Annotated in this window: 13 protein-coding genes; 1 reads left to right on the top strand and 12 read right to left on the bottom strand. The window is 54.6% G+C overall.

The features are described from left to right. Positions 1-13: 13 nt before the first annotated feature. Genes pcaF through paaA form a run of 10 tightly spaced genes read right to left on the bottom strand, consistent with a single transcriptional unit; the run spans position 14 to position 8349 of the window. On the bottom strand, positions 14-1219 hold the full coding sequence (gene pcaF, locus SAQUA_RS13645; RefSeq protein ID WP_380675790.1) for a 3-oxoadipyl-CoA thiolase: 1206 nt from the start codon (positions 1217-1219) through the stop codon (positions 14-16). Next, entirely contained in the window at positions 1216-1656 is a 441-nt protein-coding gene (paaI, locus tag SAQUA_RS13640) for a hydroxyphenylacetyl-CoA thioesterase PaaI (protein WP_380675788.1), read from the bottom strand. The genes pcaF and paaI overlap by 4 nt, the downstream gene beginning before the upstream one ends. Continuing rightward, positions 1656-3179, bottom strand: a complete 1524-nt coding sequence (locus SAQUA_RS13635) for a 3-hydroxyacyl-CoA dehydrogenase (RefSeq protein ID WP_380675786.1) — start codon at positions 3177-3179, stop codon at positions 1656-1658. Before SAQUA_RS13635 ends, paaI begins: the two co-directional genes overlap by 1 nt. A 2-nt stretch (positions 3180-3181) precedes the next feature. Further along, entirely contained in the window at positions 3182-3973 is a 792-nt protein-coding gene (gene paaG, locus SAQUA_RS13630; RefSeq protein ID WP_380675784.1) for a 2-(1,2-epoxy-1,2-dihydrophenyl)acetyl-CoA isomerase PaaG, read from the bottom strand. Between the two features lie 3 nt (positions 3974-3976). Then, the gene (paaF, locus tag SAQUA_RS13625; protein WP_380675782.1) at positions 3977-4750 is read right to left on the bottom strand and encodes a 2,3-dehydroadipyl-CoA hydratase PaaF; all 774 of its coding nucleotides are present in this window, start codon (positions 4748-4750) and stop codon (positions 3977-3979) included. A 9-nt stretch (positions 4751-4759) separates the two neighbouring features. Beyond that, positions 4760-5818, bottom strand: a complete 1059-nt coding sequence (gene paaE, locus SAQUA_RS13620) for a 1,2-phenylacetyl-CoA epoxidase subunit PaaE (RefSeq protein WP_380675780.1) — start codon at positions 5816-5818, stop codon at positions 4760-4762. A gap of 14 nt (positions 5819-5832) precedes the next feature. Then, positions 5833-6330: a 1,2-phenylacetyl-CoA epoxidase subunit PaaD gene (gene paaD / locus SAQUA_RS13615; protein WP_380675778.1), complete on the bottom strand. Its 498-nt coding sequence runs from the start codon at positions 6328-6330 to the stop codon at positions 5833-5835. An 8-nt stretch (positions 6331-6338) separates the two neighbouring features. After that, complete coding sequence (paaC, locus tag SAQUA_RS13610) at positions 6339-7100, bottom strand: 1,2-phenylacetyl-CoA epoxidase subunit PaaC (protein WP_380675776.1); 762 nt, start codon at positions 7098-7100, stop codon at positions 6339-6341. Positions 7101-7109: 9 nt separating this feature from the next. Beyond that, positions 7110-7397, bottom strand: coding sequence for a 1,2-phenylacetyl-CoA epoxidase subunit PaaB (paaB, locus tag SAQUA_RS13605; RefSeq protein ID WP_380675774.1), 288 nt, complete (start codon positions 7395-7397; stop codon positions 7110-7112). 13 nt (positions 7398-7410) lie between these two features. Next, complete coding sequence (gene paaA, locus SAQUA_RS13600; RefSeq protein WP_380675772.1) at positions 7411-8349, bottom strand: 1,2-phenylacetyl-CoA epoxidase subunit PaaA; 939 nt, start codon at positions 8347-8349, stop codon at positions 7411-7413. Positions 8350-8654: 305 nt separating this feature from the next. Here paaA and paaZ point away from each other — a divergent pair, with 305 nt between their 5' ends. Continuing rightward, a complete protein-coding gene (gene paaZ / locus SAQUA_RS13595; protein ID WP_380675770.1) occupies positions 8655-10727 on the top strand; it encodes a phenylacetic acid degradation bifunctional protein PaaZ in 2073 nt (690 codons plus the stop codon). Positions 10728-10775: 48 nt separating this feature from the next. Here the strand turns inward: paaZ and SAQUA_RS13590 are convergent, their stop codons facing one another. Both SAQUA_RS13590 and SAQUA_RS13585 read right to left on the bottom strand, forming a co-directional pair. Beyond that, entirely contained in the window at positions 10776-12329 is a 1554-nt protein-coding gene (locus tag SAQUA_RS13590) for a diguanylate cyclase (protein ID WP_380675768.1), read from the bottom strand. Positions 12330-12871: 542 nt separating this feature from the next. Continuing rightward, complete coding sequence (locus SAQUA_RS13585; RefSeq protein ID WP_380675766.1) at positions 12872-13879, bottom strand: NAD(P)H-quinone oxidoreductase; 1008 nt, start codon at positions 13877-13879, stop codon at positions 12872-12874. Positions 13880-13909: the final 30 nt, after the last annotated feature.

Below are 13909 nucleotides of genomic sequence, written 5' to 3'. Positions count from 1 at the left end.
TTAGCCTCAGGGGTTAGACACGCTCAATAATCATGGCAATACCCTGGCCAACACCGATGCACATAGTGCACAGCGCATAGCGGCCAGCTCGCCGTTCCAGTTCGAACAGGGCGGAAAGCGCCAGGCGCGCACCGCTCATACCCAATGGATGGCCGAGGGCGATGGCGCCACCGTTGGGGTTGACCTGTTCTGCATCATCCGGCAGGCCAAGCTGGCGCAATACCGCCAACGCCTGTGCTGCGAATGCTTCGTTAAGTTCAATAACATCCATTTGTGCCAGGCTCAGCCCCGCGATTTGCAGCACTTTGCGCGTTGCTGGTAACGGGCCGATCCCCATCAATCGAGGTTCTACGCCGCAGGTGGCGGTGGCGACAATCCGCGCCCGTGGCGTCAGCCCTTGCGGCAGTGCCATGGCTTCGGAAGCGACAATCAACGCAGCGGCACCGTCATTGACGCCAGAAGCATTACCTGCAGTGATGCAGCCAGGTTGGCGGAAGGGCGTCTTTAGCTTTTTCAGTTGCTCCAGCGTAGTTTCTGCGCGTGGGTGTTCATCCGTGCTGAATTGGGTGATCGCACCGCGTTTATCCGTCAGGCTTACCGGAATAATTTCCTGCGCCAGTATCCCGCGTTGTTGTGCCAGCGCGGTGCGTTGCTGACTGCGCAGGGCAAAGGCGTCCTGATCGTCGCGGCTGATGCCAAACTGTGCCGCCACGTTTTCTGCAGTTTCAGGCATTGAGTCGGTACCGAAAGCCGCGTGCATCAGTGGGTTAACAAAGCGCCAGCCAATGGTGGTGTCGAATAGCTGTGCCTGACGGCTAAAGGCACTGTCGGCTTTGCCCATTACCATTGGGGCGCGGGTCATGGATTCTGCGCCACCGGCCAGTAACAGGTTGGCTTCGCCGGCTTTGATAGCGCGAGCGGCCATCGCCAGAGCATCCAGCCCAGAACCGCACAGCCGGTTGATGGTGGTGCCGGAAACCTTCTGTGGTAACCCGGCCAGCAGCGCAGCCATGCGGGCCAGATTGCGGTTATCTTCCCCAGCCTGATTGGCGCACCCGAGGATCACATCATCCACTCGAGACCAGTCGACATCCGGGTAACGTGCCAATAAGGCGCGTAGCGGCAGTGCTGCCAGATCGTCAGCTCGCACGTTTGCCAATGAGCCACCATAGCGGCCAATCGGTGTGCGGACACCGTCACAGATAAAAGCCTGATTCATGGCTGCTCCCCTAGAATGGTGTGTCCCAGGCGATGGGCACGGCCACGGAACCAGGCGACGGTTTTACCTGACTGGTTGACGATCTCAACGTCGTACAGCCCGGTAGTTTTTCCCTGGTGCAGCACCTGTGCGCAGGCGGTGAGACGATCGCCAGCCACGGCAGGGCGAATAAAATCAATGGAACAGCCCGAGGCTACGGCTGCCATTCCCTGGCTATTGCAGGCGTAGGCAAAGGCGGTGTCCGCCAGGCTGAACAACTGACCGCCGTGGCAAGTCTGGTGGCCATTGAGCATTTGTGGGCCAACGGTCATGCTGACTTTGGCCATACCGGCATCCAGGGCGTCGATCTGCATCGCCATCGCTTGCGCGCAGGTATCCTGGCTAAACATCTGTTCGGCGCAACGCTGGGCCAGCGCGCGGGGAGTGTTGGCATTCATCAGCATTTGGCTCCTGAATAATTTGCGGCATAACGGCGAAGTAGCGGTGTGGGTCGATAGCGAGTCTCGGCGTAATAACCTTGAAGATTTTCCAGTGTGGTGAGGATATGTTGCCAACCGAGCTTCTTGCCCCAAGCGATGGGGCCTTGCGGATAGTTGACGCCAAAGCGCATGGCAGTGTCGGTGTCGTCGGCGTTGGCTACGCCTTGGTTAACCACATCGAGCGCCGCGTTACTCAGCATCGCGACGGTACGCATGACTAGCAGGCCCGGGTAGTCCGGCAAGTGGATAACCTGCTTGCCGAACGATTGCAGCAGACCAATGACTTTGGCCGTTTGCGCCGCCGTGTTCTGTTCGGCGCTGCTGATGGCGATTACCGGGGCATGCTGATAGTTGGCTGACAGATCAAACAGCACCACTGGCGCTCCGGTTTCTTCGGCAACTTGGCTAGCTGTTTTACCATTTGTTAACATAATTGTAACTTCATCAAGGGTGGCATAGATGCTGGTATGACCATGATTTTTGAACGCGGCCCCACTTCCTGCTAATAAGCGGGCAAACTCCGCCATCGCTGACCAGTCGCCATACAGTGTTACCGCCTGAGGGAGTGGGCCGGATTCGGCTTTTGCCAAGGCGGCTTGCGGGATAGCCTGCTTATTGTCATAACGATAAAAACCGCGCCCACGTTTGCGCCCCAGATGCCCAGCGCTAACTAACTCCTGCTGTATCAGAGATGGGATAAAACGGTCGTCCTGAAAAAAAGCGTGGTAAACCGACTCGGTGACGGAGTAGTTAATGTCTTGCCCAATCAGGTCGGTCAGTTGCAGTGGCCCCATAGCAAAGCCGCCAGCATCGCGCAGTACGGCATCCAGCGTAGCGGGTTCGGCAATCCGCTCCTCTAGCGCCCGCAATGTTTCGGCATAAAAGGGCCGCGCTACGCGGTTGACGATAAAACCTGGCGTAGAACGGCAGATGACGCTGTGTTTACCCCAATGCTGCGCCAATGCTTGCAGGGTATCGAGTGTCAGTGGGCTGGTTTCCAGCCCACTGACGATCTCCACCAGCTTCATCAACGGAGCCGGGTTGAAAAAATGTAGCCCGGCCATCCGCTGCGGGTGTTGCAGCGCACTGGCGATGGCGGTAATAGAAAGCGAAGAGGTGTTGCTGGCAAAAAGGGTATCGGGCGAACAGAGGGTTTCCAGATCGCGGAACAGGCTTTGTTTGATCTCCAGCTTTTCCGCTACGGCCTCAATCACCAGAACACTGTCGGATAGATCGCTTAACGAACTGGCCAACTTAATGTTGCCCAACAGGGTTTCGGTGCTGGTGGCATCGGCTTTCCCCGCATCGACCCGCTCGCGCAGCCGTTGCCTAAGCTGCTCAAGTGCACGTGCGGCGGCGGGCAGGGCGATGTCATACAGTTTGACCGGATGCCCTGCCGATGCCGCCACTTGGGCGATGCCAATTCCCATGGTTCCGGCTCCAATCACGGCGACCGGCGCGGAAGCTTTCACAACGTTCATGGCTATTTCCCGCTGAAGTTTGGTGAGCGTTTGGCAAAGAAGGCGCTGACGCCTTCACGATAGTCGGCACTGCGGCCACCCAGACGTTGCAGGTCGCGTTCCAGATCGAGTTGCTGATCGAGGGTGTTGCTGGCAGAGCTGTAAAGCGCTTTCTTGATCAGCCCCAGACCGTAGGTAGGTTGGGTGGCTAAATGCCGGGCCATGCTGGTGGTTTGCTCGGCCAGTTCAGCCGCCGGGACCACTTGCCAGATCATTCCCCATTCCAGGGCTTGTTGGGCACTGATTTTGTCCCCCAGCAGCGCCATACCCATGGCCCTGGCATGCCCGGCCAGCCGAGGGAGATACCAACTGCCACCAGAGTCTGGTACTAACCCAAGCTTGCAGAAAGATTGGATAAAGCTGGCATTGTCGGCGGCAACTACGATATCGCAAGCCATGGCTAATGCGGCGCCAGCCCCGGCGGCCACGCCATTGACTGCACAGACTATCGGTTTGGGCAGCGCACTCAAACGGCGGATCAGCGGGTTATAAAAGCGTTCTACCGACAACCCAAGGTCTGGCGCGGCCTGTTCCACACTGACGTTACGGTCGTTCAGATCCTGCCCGGCGCAAAACCCACGGCCCGCTCCGGTGATCAGCACACAGCGCACCGCTTGGTCACGTTCGGCCAAGGTCAGCGCTTCGCTGAGTTGATGGTGCATTTCATCATTGAAACTGTTGAGCCGATCGGGGCGGTTAAGGGTGATGGTGAGAACCCCGGCTTCAATGTGACTAAGAACGAATGCGTTTTCCATAAATCAGCGCCCTTGATAGTTGGGTGTGCGTTTTTGGAAGAAGGCGGCAATGCCTTCCTGGCGATCTTCGGTGGCGGCCAGCGTGACAAACTGCTGGCGCTCCATCAGCAAGCCTTGGCTAAGGCTGGTTTCCTGCGCCTGTTTCAGCGCCTGTTTGGCTGCGCGCAGCGCCAGCGGAGCCTGTTGACTGATTCGTTGGGCAATCTGTTGCGTTCGTTCCAACGTTAATGCATCCACGCAGACTTCACTCACCAGCCCAGCCTGCGCGGCGCTGCGGGCGTCGATAGCCTCGCCGGTCAGTACCATTTGATAGGCGCGGGATTTCCCGACGCAGCGGATCAACCGTTGTGTCCCGCCTGCACCGGGTATCAGGCCCAGGGTGATCTCCGGCAGGCCAAAGCGGGCACTTTCACCACAAAGGGTGATATCGCAGGCCAGCGCCAGTTCACAACCGGCACCCAGCGCGTAGCCATTGACGGCTGCCAGCAGCGGCTTGCTGAACTGTGTCAATCGCTGCCACAACAGCGGACGACGATCGAGCAGGGCGCTGGCGACATCCTGCTGTTGGAGTTCATGCAGATCGGCACCGGCGGCGAAGAAACGCAAGGCACCAGTGATCACCACCGCGCCTACGCTGGCATTGGCATCCGCCTGTTCCAACTGATAAATAAGCTGTTCCAGACACGCAGTGCTCAGGGCATTGCGGGCCTCGGGGCGGTGCAGCGTTAGCGTCACCACCCGTTGGTGCTGTTGGTGCAGGATCCAAGGGGTTTCCATCGTCAGCTCCTATACGTCAAAGTCCAGCACCACGCCTTCACCGCGTGGCCAGGACTGGCAGCTTAAGATATAACCGGCAGCCAGTTGATCTGGCTCCAGACTGTAGTTGAGCGCCATATCCACTTCACCGGCCTTTAGCTTGCATTTGCAGGTAGCGCAAACGCCGCCCTTACAGGCATAAGGCAGGTCTGCCCCTTGGCGTAATGCGGCATCAAGAATGCTGTTATCTTCACTGCCTAATTCGATCTTCAGACGGCGGCCATCGAGCTGGATCTCAACCTGAGTGGCGCTGCGGCTGGCACTGTTGGCCGGGCGGGCGGCAATTGCGCTGGTGTTGAAGCGTTCACTGTGGATGCGTTCGGCCGGCATCCCGGCTTGTTCCAGCACGGTATGGGCATCATCCATCATCGCTTCAGGGCCGCAGATGAAAGCGTGGTCGAAATCGCTATAATTCAGCAGCGTCTTGCCAATCGCGGTGAGATGTTGGTGATCGATACGGCCACTCAACAGTGGACTCTCCAGGCTTTCCTGACTGAACAGGTACAGCGGTTGAAAGCGCTGCGGATAACGGTTTTTCAGATCCGATAACGCTTCTTTGAACATGATCGAACGGCTGGTACGGTTGCCGTAAATCAGCGTGAATTGGCTGTGTGGTTCAAGTTGTAAGGTGGTTTTGATAATCGACAGCATCGGCGTGATGCCAGAACCGGCGGCGATCGCCAGATAGTTGCCTTGAGCCTGTGCCTGCGGCTGGTAACCAAAACGGCCCTGCGGCAGCATCACTTCCAGCTCATCACCCACTTCCAGAGCCTGATTGATAAAGCTGGAGAAACGCCCTTGATGAACGGCCTTGATGCCGATTTGCAAGACGCCATCCTGCGGCGAACTGCAGATGGAATAGCAGCGCCGTAACTCTTCGCCATCGACCCGTGCCTTGAGCGTCAGGTGCTGGCCGGGAGAGAAGACGTAATGTGTTTTTAATTCATCCGGGACGCGGAGGGTAATGGCTACCGCCTCCGGTGTTTCTCGTTCAATGGCTGCGACATTCAGGCGATGAAAGACCGTCATGGTTTTCTGCGCTCCTAAATACATTTGAAATAGTCGAAGGGTTCCCGGCATTCGCAGCAGCGATAAAGCGCTTTGCAGGCTGTGGAACCGAACTCGCTGATTTTTTCCGTTGTGCTGCTACCACAGCGTGGGCACTGTACCGGTCCTTGGGCCAAGGGTTTCTCACAGGCTTGCCCTTGGGGTGGGGCAACGCCGTACTCGCGTAACCGCATGCGGGCATCGGCATTCATCCAGTCGGTGGTCCAGGCTGGGCTGAGGCGGATAGTGACCGTCACCGGGCTGAAACCCGCTTGGTTCAGGGTCTGTTCAATGGCATTCAGCAGAAACTCGGTGGCGGGGCACCCGGAATAGGTCGGGGTAAAAGTGATATGCCAACCTGCACCTTCACGCTCCACGCTGCGTACCATGCCGAGATCGGTAATCGACAATACTGGCAACTCGGGATCGCTGATCTGCTGTAGGCATTGCCAGATTTGCGGGATTTCTGCGGGTTGCAGTTGGGTGATATTCATATTGGTGGCTACCAGTTGCAGTTCGGATAGGCGCGCTGCAGGAACTGCATCTCTGCCAGCATCGGGCCCAGATGTTCACTGTGCCGTCCCTGTTTGCCACCGTGGCGGAATGCCTGCTCCGTGGGTTGCGTGAGGGTAGCCTGTTGCAAAGTGTCACTCACCAGAGCCTGCCAAGGGGCTTGCAGTTGGCGGGGATCGACGGCGATACCCTGTTCGGCCAGTTGCAGTTCAATCTCGTCGGCATGGAACAATTCTGCGGTGAAACGCCAGAGATCGTTTAATGACTGCTGGATTTTCTGGTGGCTAACGTCGCTACCATCCCCCAGGCGAATCATCCAACCCCGGCTGAAGCGTAGGTGGTAATCCGCTTCTTTCAGCGATTTGGCAGCAATAGCGGCCAGTTGGCTATCAGCGCTGCGGCTTAACTCGCGGTGAAGCAGAACATGGTAGCTATCCAGCAAGAACTGGCGTACCAAGGTGTCGTTAAACCCGCCGTTAGGCTGTTCTGCCAGCAGCAGGTTATGAAAGTCACCTTCATCTCGGCCAAAAGCCAGGTGGTCTTCGTTGTATTGTGGCCCAGCCAGTTCAGCGGCATAGCCCAGGAAATTACGTGCCTGCCCCAACAGATCGAGGCCGATGTTAGCCAGAGCGAGGTCGATCTCCAGCTCTGGAGCATGCCCGCACCAGCCACACAGACGCTGCGCCAGGATCAAGGGCGTGTCTCCCAAACGCAGGACATAACTGATTTTTGCATCGCTTAATGTTGTCATTGCCTGCCTCTACATGTTCTTGATGCCGTCTGGAATGGTGTAGAACGTCGGATGACGGTAGATTTTGTCGTCTGAAGGATCGAAGAATGCCGCGCGATCTTCCGCTTGTGAGGCGACCAGATGGCAGGATTGCACCACCCAGATTGAACACCCCTCGTTACGGCGGGTATAAGCATCGCGGGCGTTCTCCAACGCCATCTGATCGTCTGCCGCATGGAGGCTGCCAACGTGGCGATGTGCCAAGCCCTGCTTGCTGCGGATAAACACTTCATACAGTGGCCATTGTGCGTGTGTCATTTTCTCTCCTCGATTAAGCAGCATCAGCCGCACGTTTGCTGGCATGGGCCATGGCACCATCTCTTACCCAACTACCTTCTTCCCAGGCTTTGCGCTTGGCTTGCAGACGCTCGTGATTGCATTGCCCGCGTCCGTTAATCACTTCATGTAACTCATTCCAGTCGATTTCGCCGAAGCGGTAATGACCACTGGCTTCATCCCAGGCCAGATCGGCATCGGGCGCAGACATCCCCAGTGCCTCTAACTGGGGGACGGTATTGTCGACAAATTTTTGTCGTAGCTCGTCGTTGCTGTGCCGTTTGATCTTCCAGGCCATGCTGCGAGCACTGTGGGGAGAATCGGTATCGCTCGGGCCAAACATCATCAGAGCGGGCCACCAGAAACGGTTGATGGCGTCCTGCAGCATGGCTTTTTGCTTGCTGTTGCCCTGTGCCATGACCATCACCGCTTCATAGCCTTGGCGCTGGTGGAAACTCTCTTCTTTGCAGATCTTCACCATCGCCCGCGCATAAGGGCCGTATGAAGCGCGACACAGAGCGACCTGGTTGACGATGGCGGCCCCGTCAACCAGCCAGCCGATAACGCCGATATCAGCCCAGTTCAACGTTGGGTAGTTAAAGATCGAGGAGTACTTCATCTGTCCTGCCAGCATCTTTTGATAGATATCCTGACGGGAACAACCAAGCGTTTCTGCCGCGCTATAGAGATAAAGGCCGTGCCCGGCTTCATCCTGCACTTTGGCCAGCAATACGGCTTTGCGCCGCAGAGTGGGGGCGCGTGTCAGCCAATTTGCTTCTGGCAACATGCCGACCACTTCGGAATGAGCGTGCTGGCCTATTTGGCGGATCAGATTCTGACGATAAGCATCAGGCATCCAGTCTTTAGCCTCGATGGAGATATCGGCGGCGATCTTGTCATCAAAATGCTGCTGATGCTGTGTAGCTGTTGTCATTTCAACCTCTGATGATTCGCATTTGTGTTTTTTTAATTTAAAAATGAATCACTTTGATAACTCGTAACTTACAATTTGGTAACAATAAAATCAAATGAGTAATAGACCGTTATGCGACGTGAGTCACATGTGTGTTGGTTAATATATTGATTTTTATTGATTTTAAAATCTGGTGCCTTGGTGCTGGGCGGGTGTCCTTTCTTGCTTTTGTTTTTATTTTGTTAATTAACCTTGGCAATGTTTATAAAATATGTGATACGTAAATACTGTGTATTGAAATAAATAATGAATTTATGGGGGGTAGGATGCAGCAGTTAAACAGTTATCTCAGTGGCCGCTGGGTATATGGACAGGGTGAATCCCGCGAAATCTATCATGCCGCCAGCGGTGAGCCGTTGTTTCAGGTATGTTCAGAAGGATTGCCACTGGCAGATAGCCTTGACTATGCCCGAAAGCTTGGCGGCAAGGCATTGGCGGGGATGACGTTCCAGCAGCGTGCCCAGATGATGAAAGCAGTGGCAAAGTATCTGCTGGTCCATAAAGAGGCGCTGTATCAAATCTCCTATCAGACTGGCGCCACCCGTAATGACAGTTGGGTGGATATTGAGGGGGGAATAGCGACGCTGTTTTCCTATGCGGGGTTGGCTGGGCGGGAATTACCTGATGATACGCTGTGGCCTGAAGACGAACTGATCCCGCTATCCAAGCAATCGCAGTTTGCTGCGCGGCATGTGCTGACTTCGCGCCCTGGCGTAGCGCTGCATATCAACGCCTTTAATTTCCCTTGCTGGGGTATGTTGGAAAAGCTGGCACCTACCTGGCTGGCGGGTATGCCAGCGATCATCAAACCGGCGACCGCCACTGCACAACTGACTCATGCAATGGTGAAGTTGATTACCGATAGCGGGCTGGTCCCTGAAGGTGCGATACAGCTGATCTGCGGTGGTGTCGGGAATATATTCGATCATCTTGATTACCAGGATGTAGTGACCTTCACCGGTTCAGCACAGACCGGGCAAAAACTGCGCGCTCATCCGCGTCTGTTGGAAAAATCTATCCCCTTCACCATGGAGGCTGACTCGCTAAACTGCTGCGTATTAGGGCAAGACGTTACCCCTGAGATGCCAGAGTTTTCGCTGTTCATCAAGGAAGTAAGCCGTGAGATGACGAGTAAGTCGGGGCAAAAATGTACCGCTATTCGGCGAATTATTGTGCCAGCTGCACGGGTCGAAGAGGTACAACAGGCGCTGCTACAACGCTTTGCCAGCGTGAAAATCGGCGACCCACAACGCGAAGAGGTCCGTATGGGGCCGCTGGTCAGCCAAGAACAGCGCGATGACGTACAACAAAAGGTGGATTTTCTGCTGCAAAATGGATGCGAACCGTTATGCGGTGCTGCGTGGCAGCAGATGGCACTCATCGATGATAATGTGCAACAGGGGGCATTTTATCCCATCACGTTGCTGTACTGTGCGGATCCATTCAATCACCAGGCGGTGCATGGTACCGAAGCTTTTGGTCCGGTAGCCACGCTGATGCCCTACCAGGATAGTGAGCAGGCCATTGAGCTGGCGTTATTGGGGCAGGGTAGTCTTGCCGGATCGCTGGTTACGGCGGACGAAGCGTTGGCGACTCGCTTTATTCGAGCAACCGCCTGTGCCCATGGCCGTCTGTTGGTGCTCGACCGCCATGCCGCAATCGAGTCAACCGGTCACGGCTCGCCATTACCGTTGTTGGTGCATGGCGGCCCCGGGCGTGCAGGAGGGGGCGAGGAGCTTGGAGGACTACGTGCGGTAAAACATTACATGCAACGCACGGCTATCCAGGCAAGCCCCTCGATGTTGGCGGCGATAGGGGGCGAGTGGGTGCGTGGTGCCAATGTGGTTGAGGAACAGGTGCATCCATTCCGCAAGTATTTTGAGCAGTTGCAAATTGGCGAAAGCCTGTTGACGGCCAGGCGGACGATTACCGAGGCTGACATTGTGAATTTTGCCTGTCTAAGTGGCGATCATTTCTATGCCCATATGGACAAGATCGGCGCGGCAGAATCGCTGTTTGGCGAACGGGTGGCGCACGGCTATTTTATTGTTTCTGCCGCAGCTGGACTGTTCGTTGACCCCGGCGTCGGCCCGGTAATAGCTAACTATGGTATGGAAAACTTGCGTTTCATCGAGCCGGTGAAGATTGGCGATACCATCCAGGTACGGCTGACGTGTAAAAAGAAAATCCGTAAACCGCAAAAAACCGCCGAAGATCGCCCGCATGGGGTGGTGGTTTGGGATGTGCAAGTGTTTAACCAACATCAGCAGGCGGTAGCGCTTTACAGTATTCTGACGCTGGTAGCACGGCAGGAAGCTGATTTCGGTGTGGCAGAGTAAAACCGGGCAAGCGGAGCACCAGAGAAGAGTGCTCCGCTACTCACTGAGTCATTTGGTGCAAACCTTGTTTTTGCCACTTTTTTTTGCGTTGTATAGGGCATTGTCCGCCAAATTAACCAAGCCGATCGGCGTATCGTTATGCGGATGTGGGATCTTGGCACTGGCACCAATACTGACGGTGACTATTCCCATCGGGCTACCGCTGTGTGCAATATTGAGCTCGCGGATACCTGTTAATACGCGTTCAGCAAAGAGTTGAGCGCCCTGCATGTCAGTGTCAGGCAATATAACTGCCAACTCTTCCCCACCGTAGCGTGCCATCAAATCACCGGAGCGGCTGGCCATGCCTTTCAGCATTCTGCACAGTTGCTGTAAACACAAGTCACCAGCGACGTGGCCGTAGATATCGTTGTATTGCTTGAAGTAATCAATATCGAGCATCAACAGGGCGATACTGCGATCATTTCTCGCCGCGCGTGTCATTTCATTCTTCAGCGCGATGTCAAAGTGGCGGCGGTTGGCCAAGCCGGTTAAACCATCTAACAGGGCCAGCTCTTCCAACGTATGGTTCATTAGAGTTAGTTGATCGCGCGTGCGGGTCAGTTCGGCTTCGGTTTGCACGCTGTAATTTATCTGGCGGATCAGAACCAGGCCTAGAGCAACCAATATTGATAGCAGCACACCGCCACCGATAATAAACAACGCCGCATCACTGTGCCAGTCGGCCAGCACGTCATCTTTTGCTAATCCTGCCGTTATCACCAACGGATAGTGCTCACCCCGTGAATAACCGTAGATCCGCTCTAGATTGTCATATACTGAGGTGATTGTGGCGGTGCCAAATGCTGAATACGGCAGTATTTTTTGGAATAAAACCCCTTGCGAGATGTTTTTACCGATAGCATCCTCACTATCAGGGCGGCGATACAGAATAGTTCCGTCGGACCGTAACAAGCTGAGTGAAGTATTATTTTTAAGGGCAAAGTTGTTATAAAACTGCCGAAAATAATTTACATAGATCGTAGAAACCACCACGCCAGCAAAACTGCCGTCTGGGTGATTCAGCCGACGGGAGACAGGGATAACCAAATCGCCGGTCGTCCGGCTGCGAATAACAGCACCGATATATGCGGTATTGTTGTTATGACTGACGTGATATTGGAAATATTCCCTATCGGCATAATTGCTATGGCCAAGCGGCTTTCCACTGGATGTCAGGATCCAATTGCCCTGTGCGTCGTAGATAAAACTACCGTGCAAGTGTGGAAAGTTACTTACCTGGGCACGCATGACTTTTTGTAGACGCGCTTGCTGCTGTTGGCCTAACCCTTCGGTTTCAATACGTTCATTCAGTTCTATTAGGTTATTGTCTACCTGGGCAAAAGTATCTTCGGCATGTTGTGTTAATGAGCGCGCAAGATTTTCGGCATCTTTTGCGGCACTTTGCAGATTGCGTTGATGTGCATTCCAGATTTGCCAAGTATTGAAAGCTATCAGTGTGACGACCACAATAACGACAAACATAGCTGCCTGAAAGGGCAATGGGGAAAGGCGAACGTCACGTGAGGATTGGACTCGTTTCTGGAGGTCTTGCAACTGCATAAAGGCATCCCAGCTTGTGGAGGTTATATTGCATATGCGGCGAGAACAATCTTAACCACTCTTTCGCATCCTTGCATGTTTTTCCATACATTTACCCTAAACAAATCAAAATACGATGGGATGGAAACCAAACCAGAAATAATCGGGCTCCTATTTGAGTAGACATGCTTACAGGGTAGCGAATACCAGAAAATGAACATGCCGCCTGATAGCCTACTGAAGTTGATTACTCAGTTTGTTCTGGCAAGTAACTACTCATCACATAAATAGTAATGTTGCTGAACCGTCGCACACTGAAGCAATGGCGTAGACGAATACAAGAAATAGCATGAAAGGAGGATTATTGATTGCGTTAGCCTCGGCGAAAACTCAATCATGCACAATGGGTTTAAGGTATGGGGCGCGCCCCGCTGGGCTGGGGCCATTTGTACGCATTGCTGTGTTGTTCGCCGTTTATTGGGTCCACCAAACCTCACGGCTCACGCCTTGCTGTGCATACAAATGTCCGCCAGCGGCGCTCGCGTCCAGTTAAGGGGCACAGCCTAGATGGTCAGGACTATCTTACCGATATGCTCACTGGACTCCATCAAGGTATGAGCCTCTGCGGCCTGCTTCAGCGGGAATGTTTTGAAAATCTGTGGCCTTATTGAGCCCTGTTCTAGCAATGGCCAAACGTTTTTAGCCAAATCAGCGGCGATTTGTGCTTTGTCTTCCACGCTGCGAGCTCGCAGGGTTGATCCGGTATGGGTGAGCCGCTTATGTAGTAAAGGCATCAGGTTCAGTTCCTTGACTACGCCGTTTTGCGTCCCGATCTGTACGATACGCCCATCAAACGCTGCGGCCTGATAGTTCTTCGCGACGTATTCCCCAGCGATTAGATCGACAATCACATCGGCACCTTTGCCGTTGGTAGCGAGCTTGGTCTGTTCGACAAAGTCTTGGTCGCGATAATTGATTGCCACATCGGCACCCAGCGCCAGACTGGCCTGACGCTTCTCTTCTGAGCCAACGGTAGTGATGACAAATGCTCCAAACGCCTTGGCCAGCATAGTCGCCACCGTTCCAATGCCGGAGGTACCCCCATGGATCAGAATCGTTTCCCCGGCTTTTAAGTGGGCGCGTTGAAAGACGTTAACCCAAACGGTGAAAAAGGTTTCAGGGATTGCTGCTGCTTCAACCATGCTGAAGCCTTTCGGTACCGGCAGTGCATTACTTTCATGCACTGTACAGTATTCGGCGTATCCCCCACCGGCGATCAATGCACAAACCTGGTCGCCGGGCGCAAAGCGTTGTACATCTGCGCCAACGGCAACTACAGTACCTGCGACTTCCAGCCCTGGAATATCTGAGGCTCCAGGGGGCGGTGCATATTGTCCGCGACGCTGCATTACGTCAGGGCGGTTAACGCCAGCTGCGGCCACTTTAACCAGTATTTCATTCTGCACCAGTAATGGCAGCGGGCGTTCTGCCTGTACCAGAACGTCAGGCGTTCCAGGGTTGGTTATCTCTATGACTTTCATGCTGTTAGGCAGCTGTGTATTGGCTGACATGCCATTCTCCTTATCTGCGTAAACGGGCAT

The organism is Serratia aquatilis (assembly GCF_044865145.1).
GTDB classification, from domain to species: Bacteria; Pseudomonadota; Gammaproteobacteria; order Enterobacterales; family Enterobacteriaceae; genus Chania; species Chania aquatilis.
The sequence above is the reverse complement of the archived record's forward strand: the minus strand, read 5'-3'. Positions and strand labels throughout refer to the sequence as shown.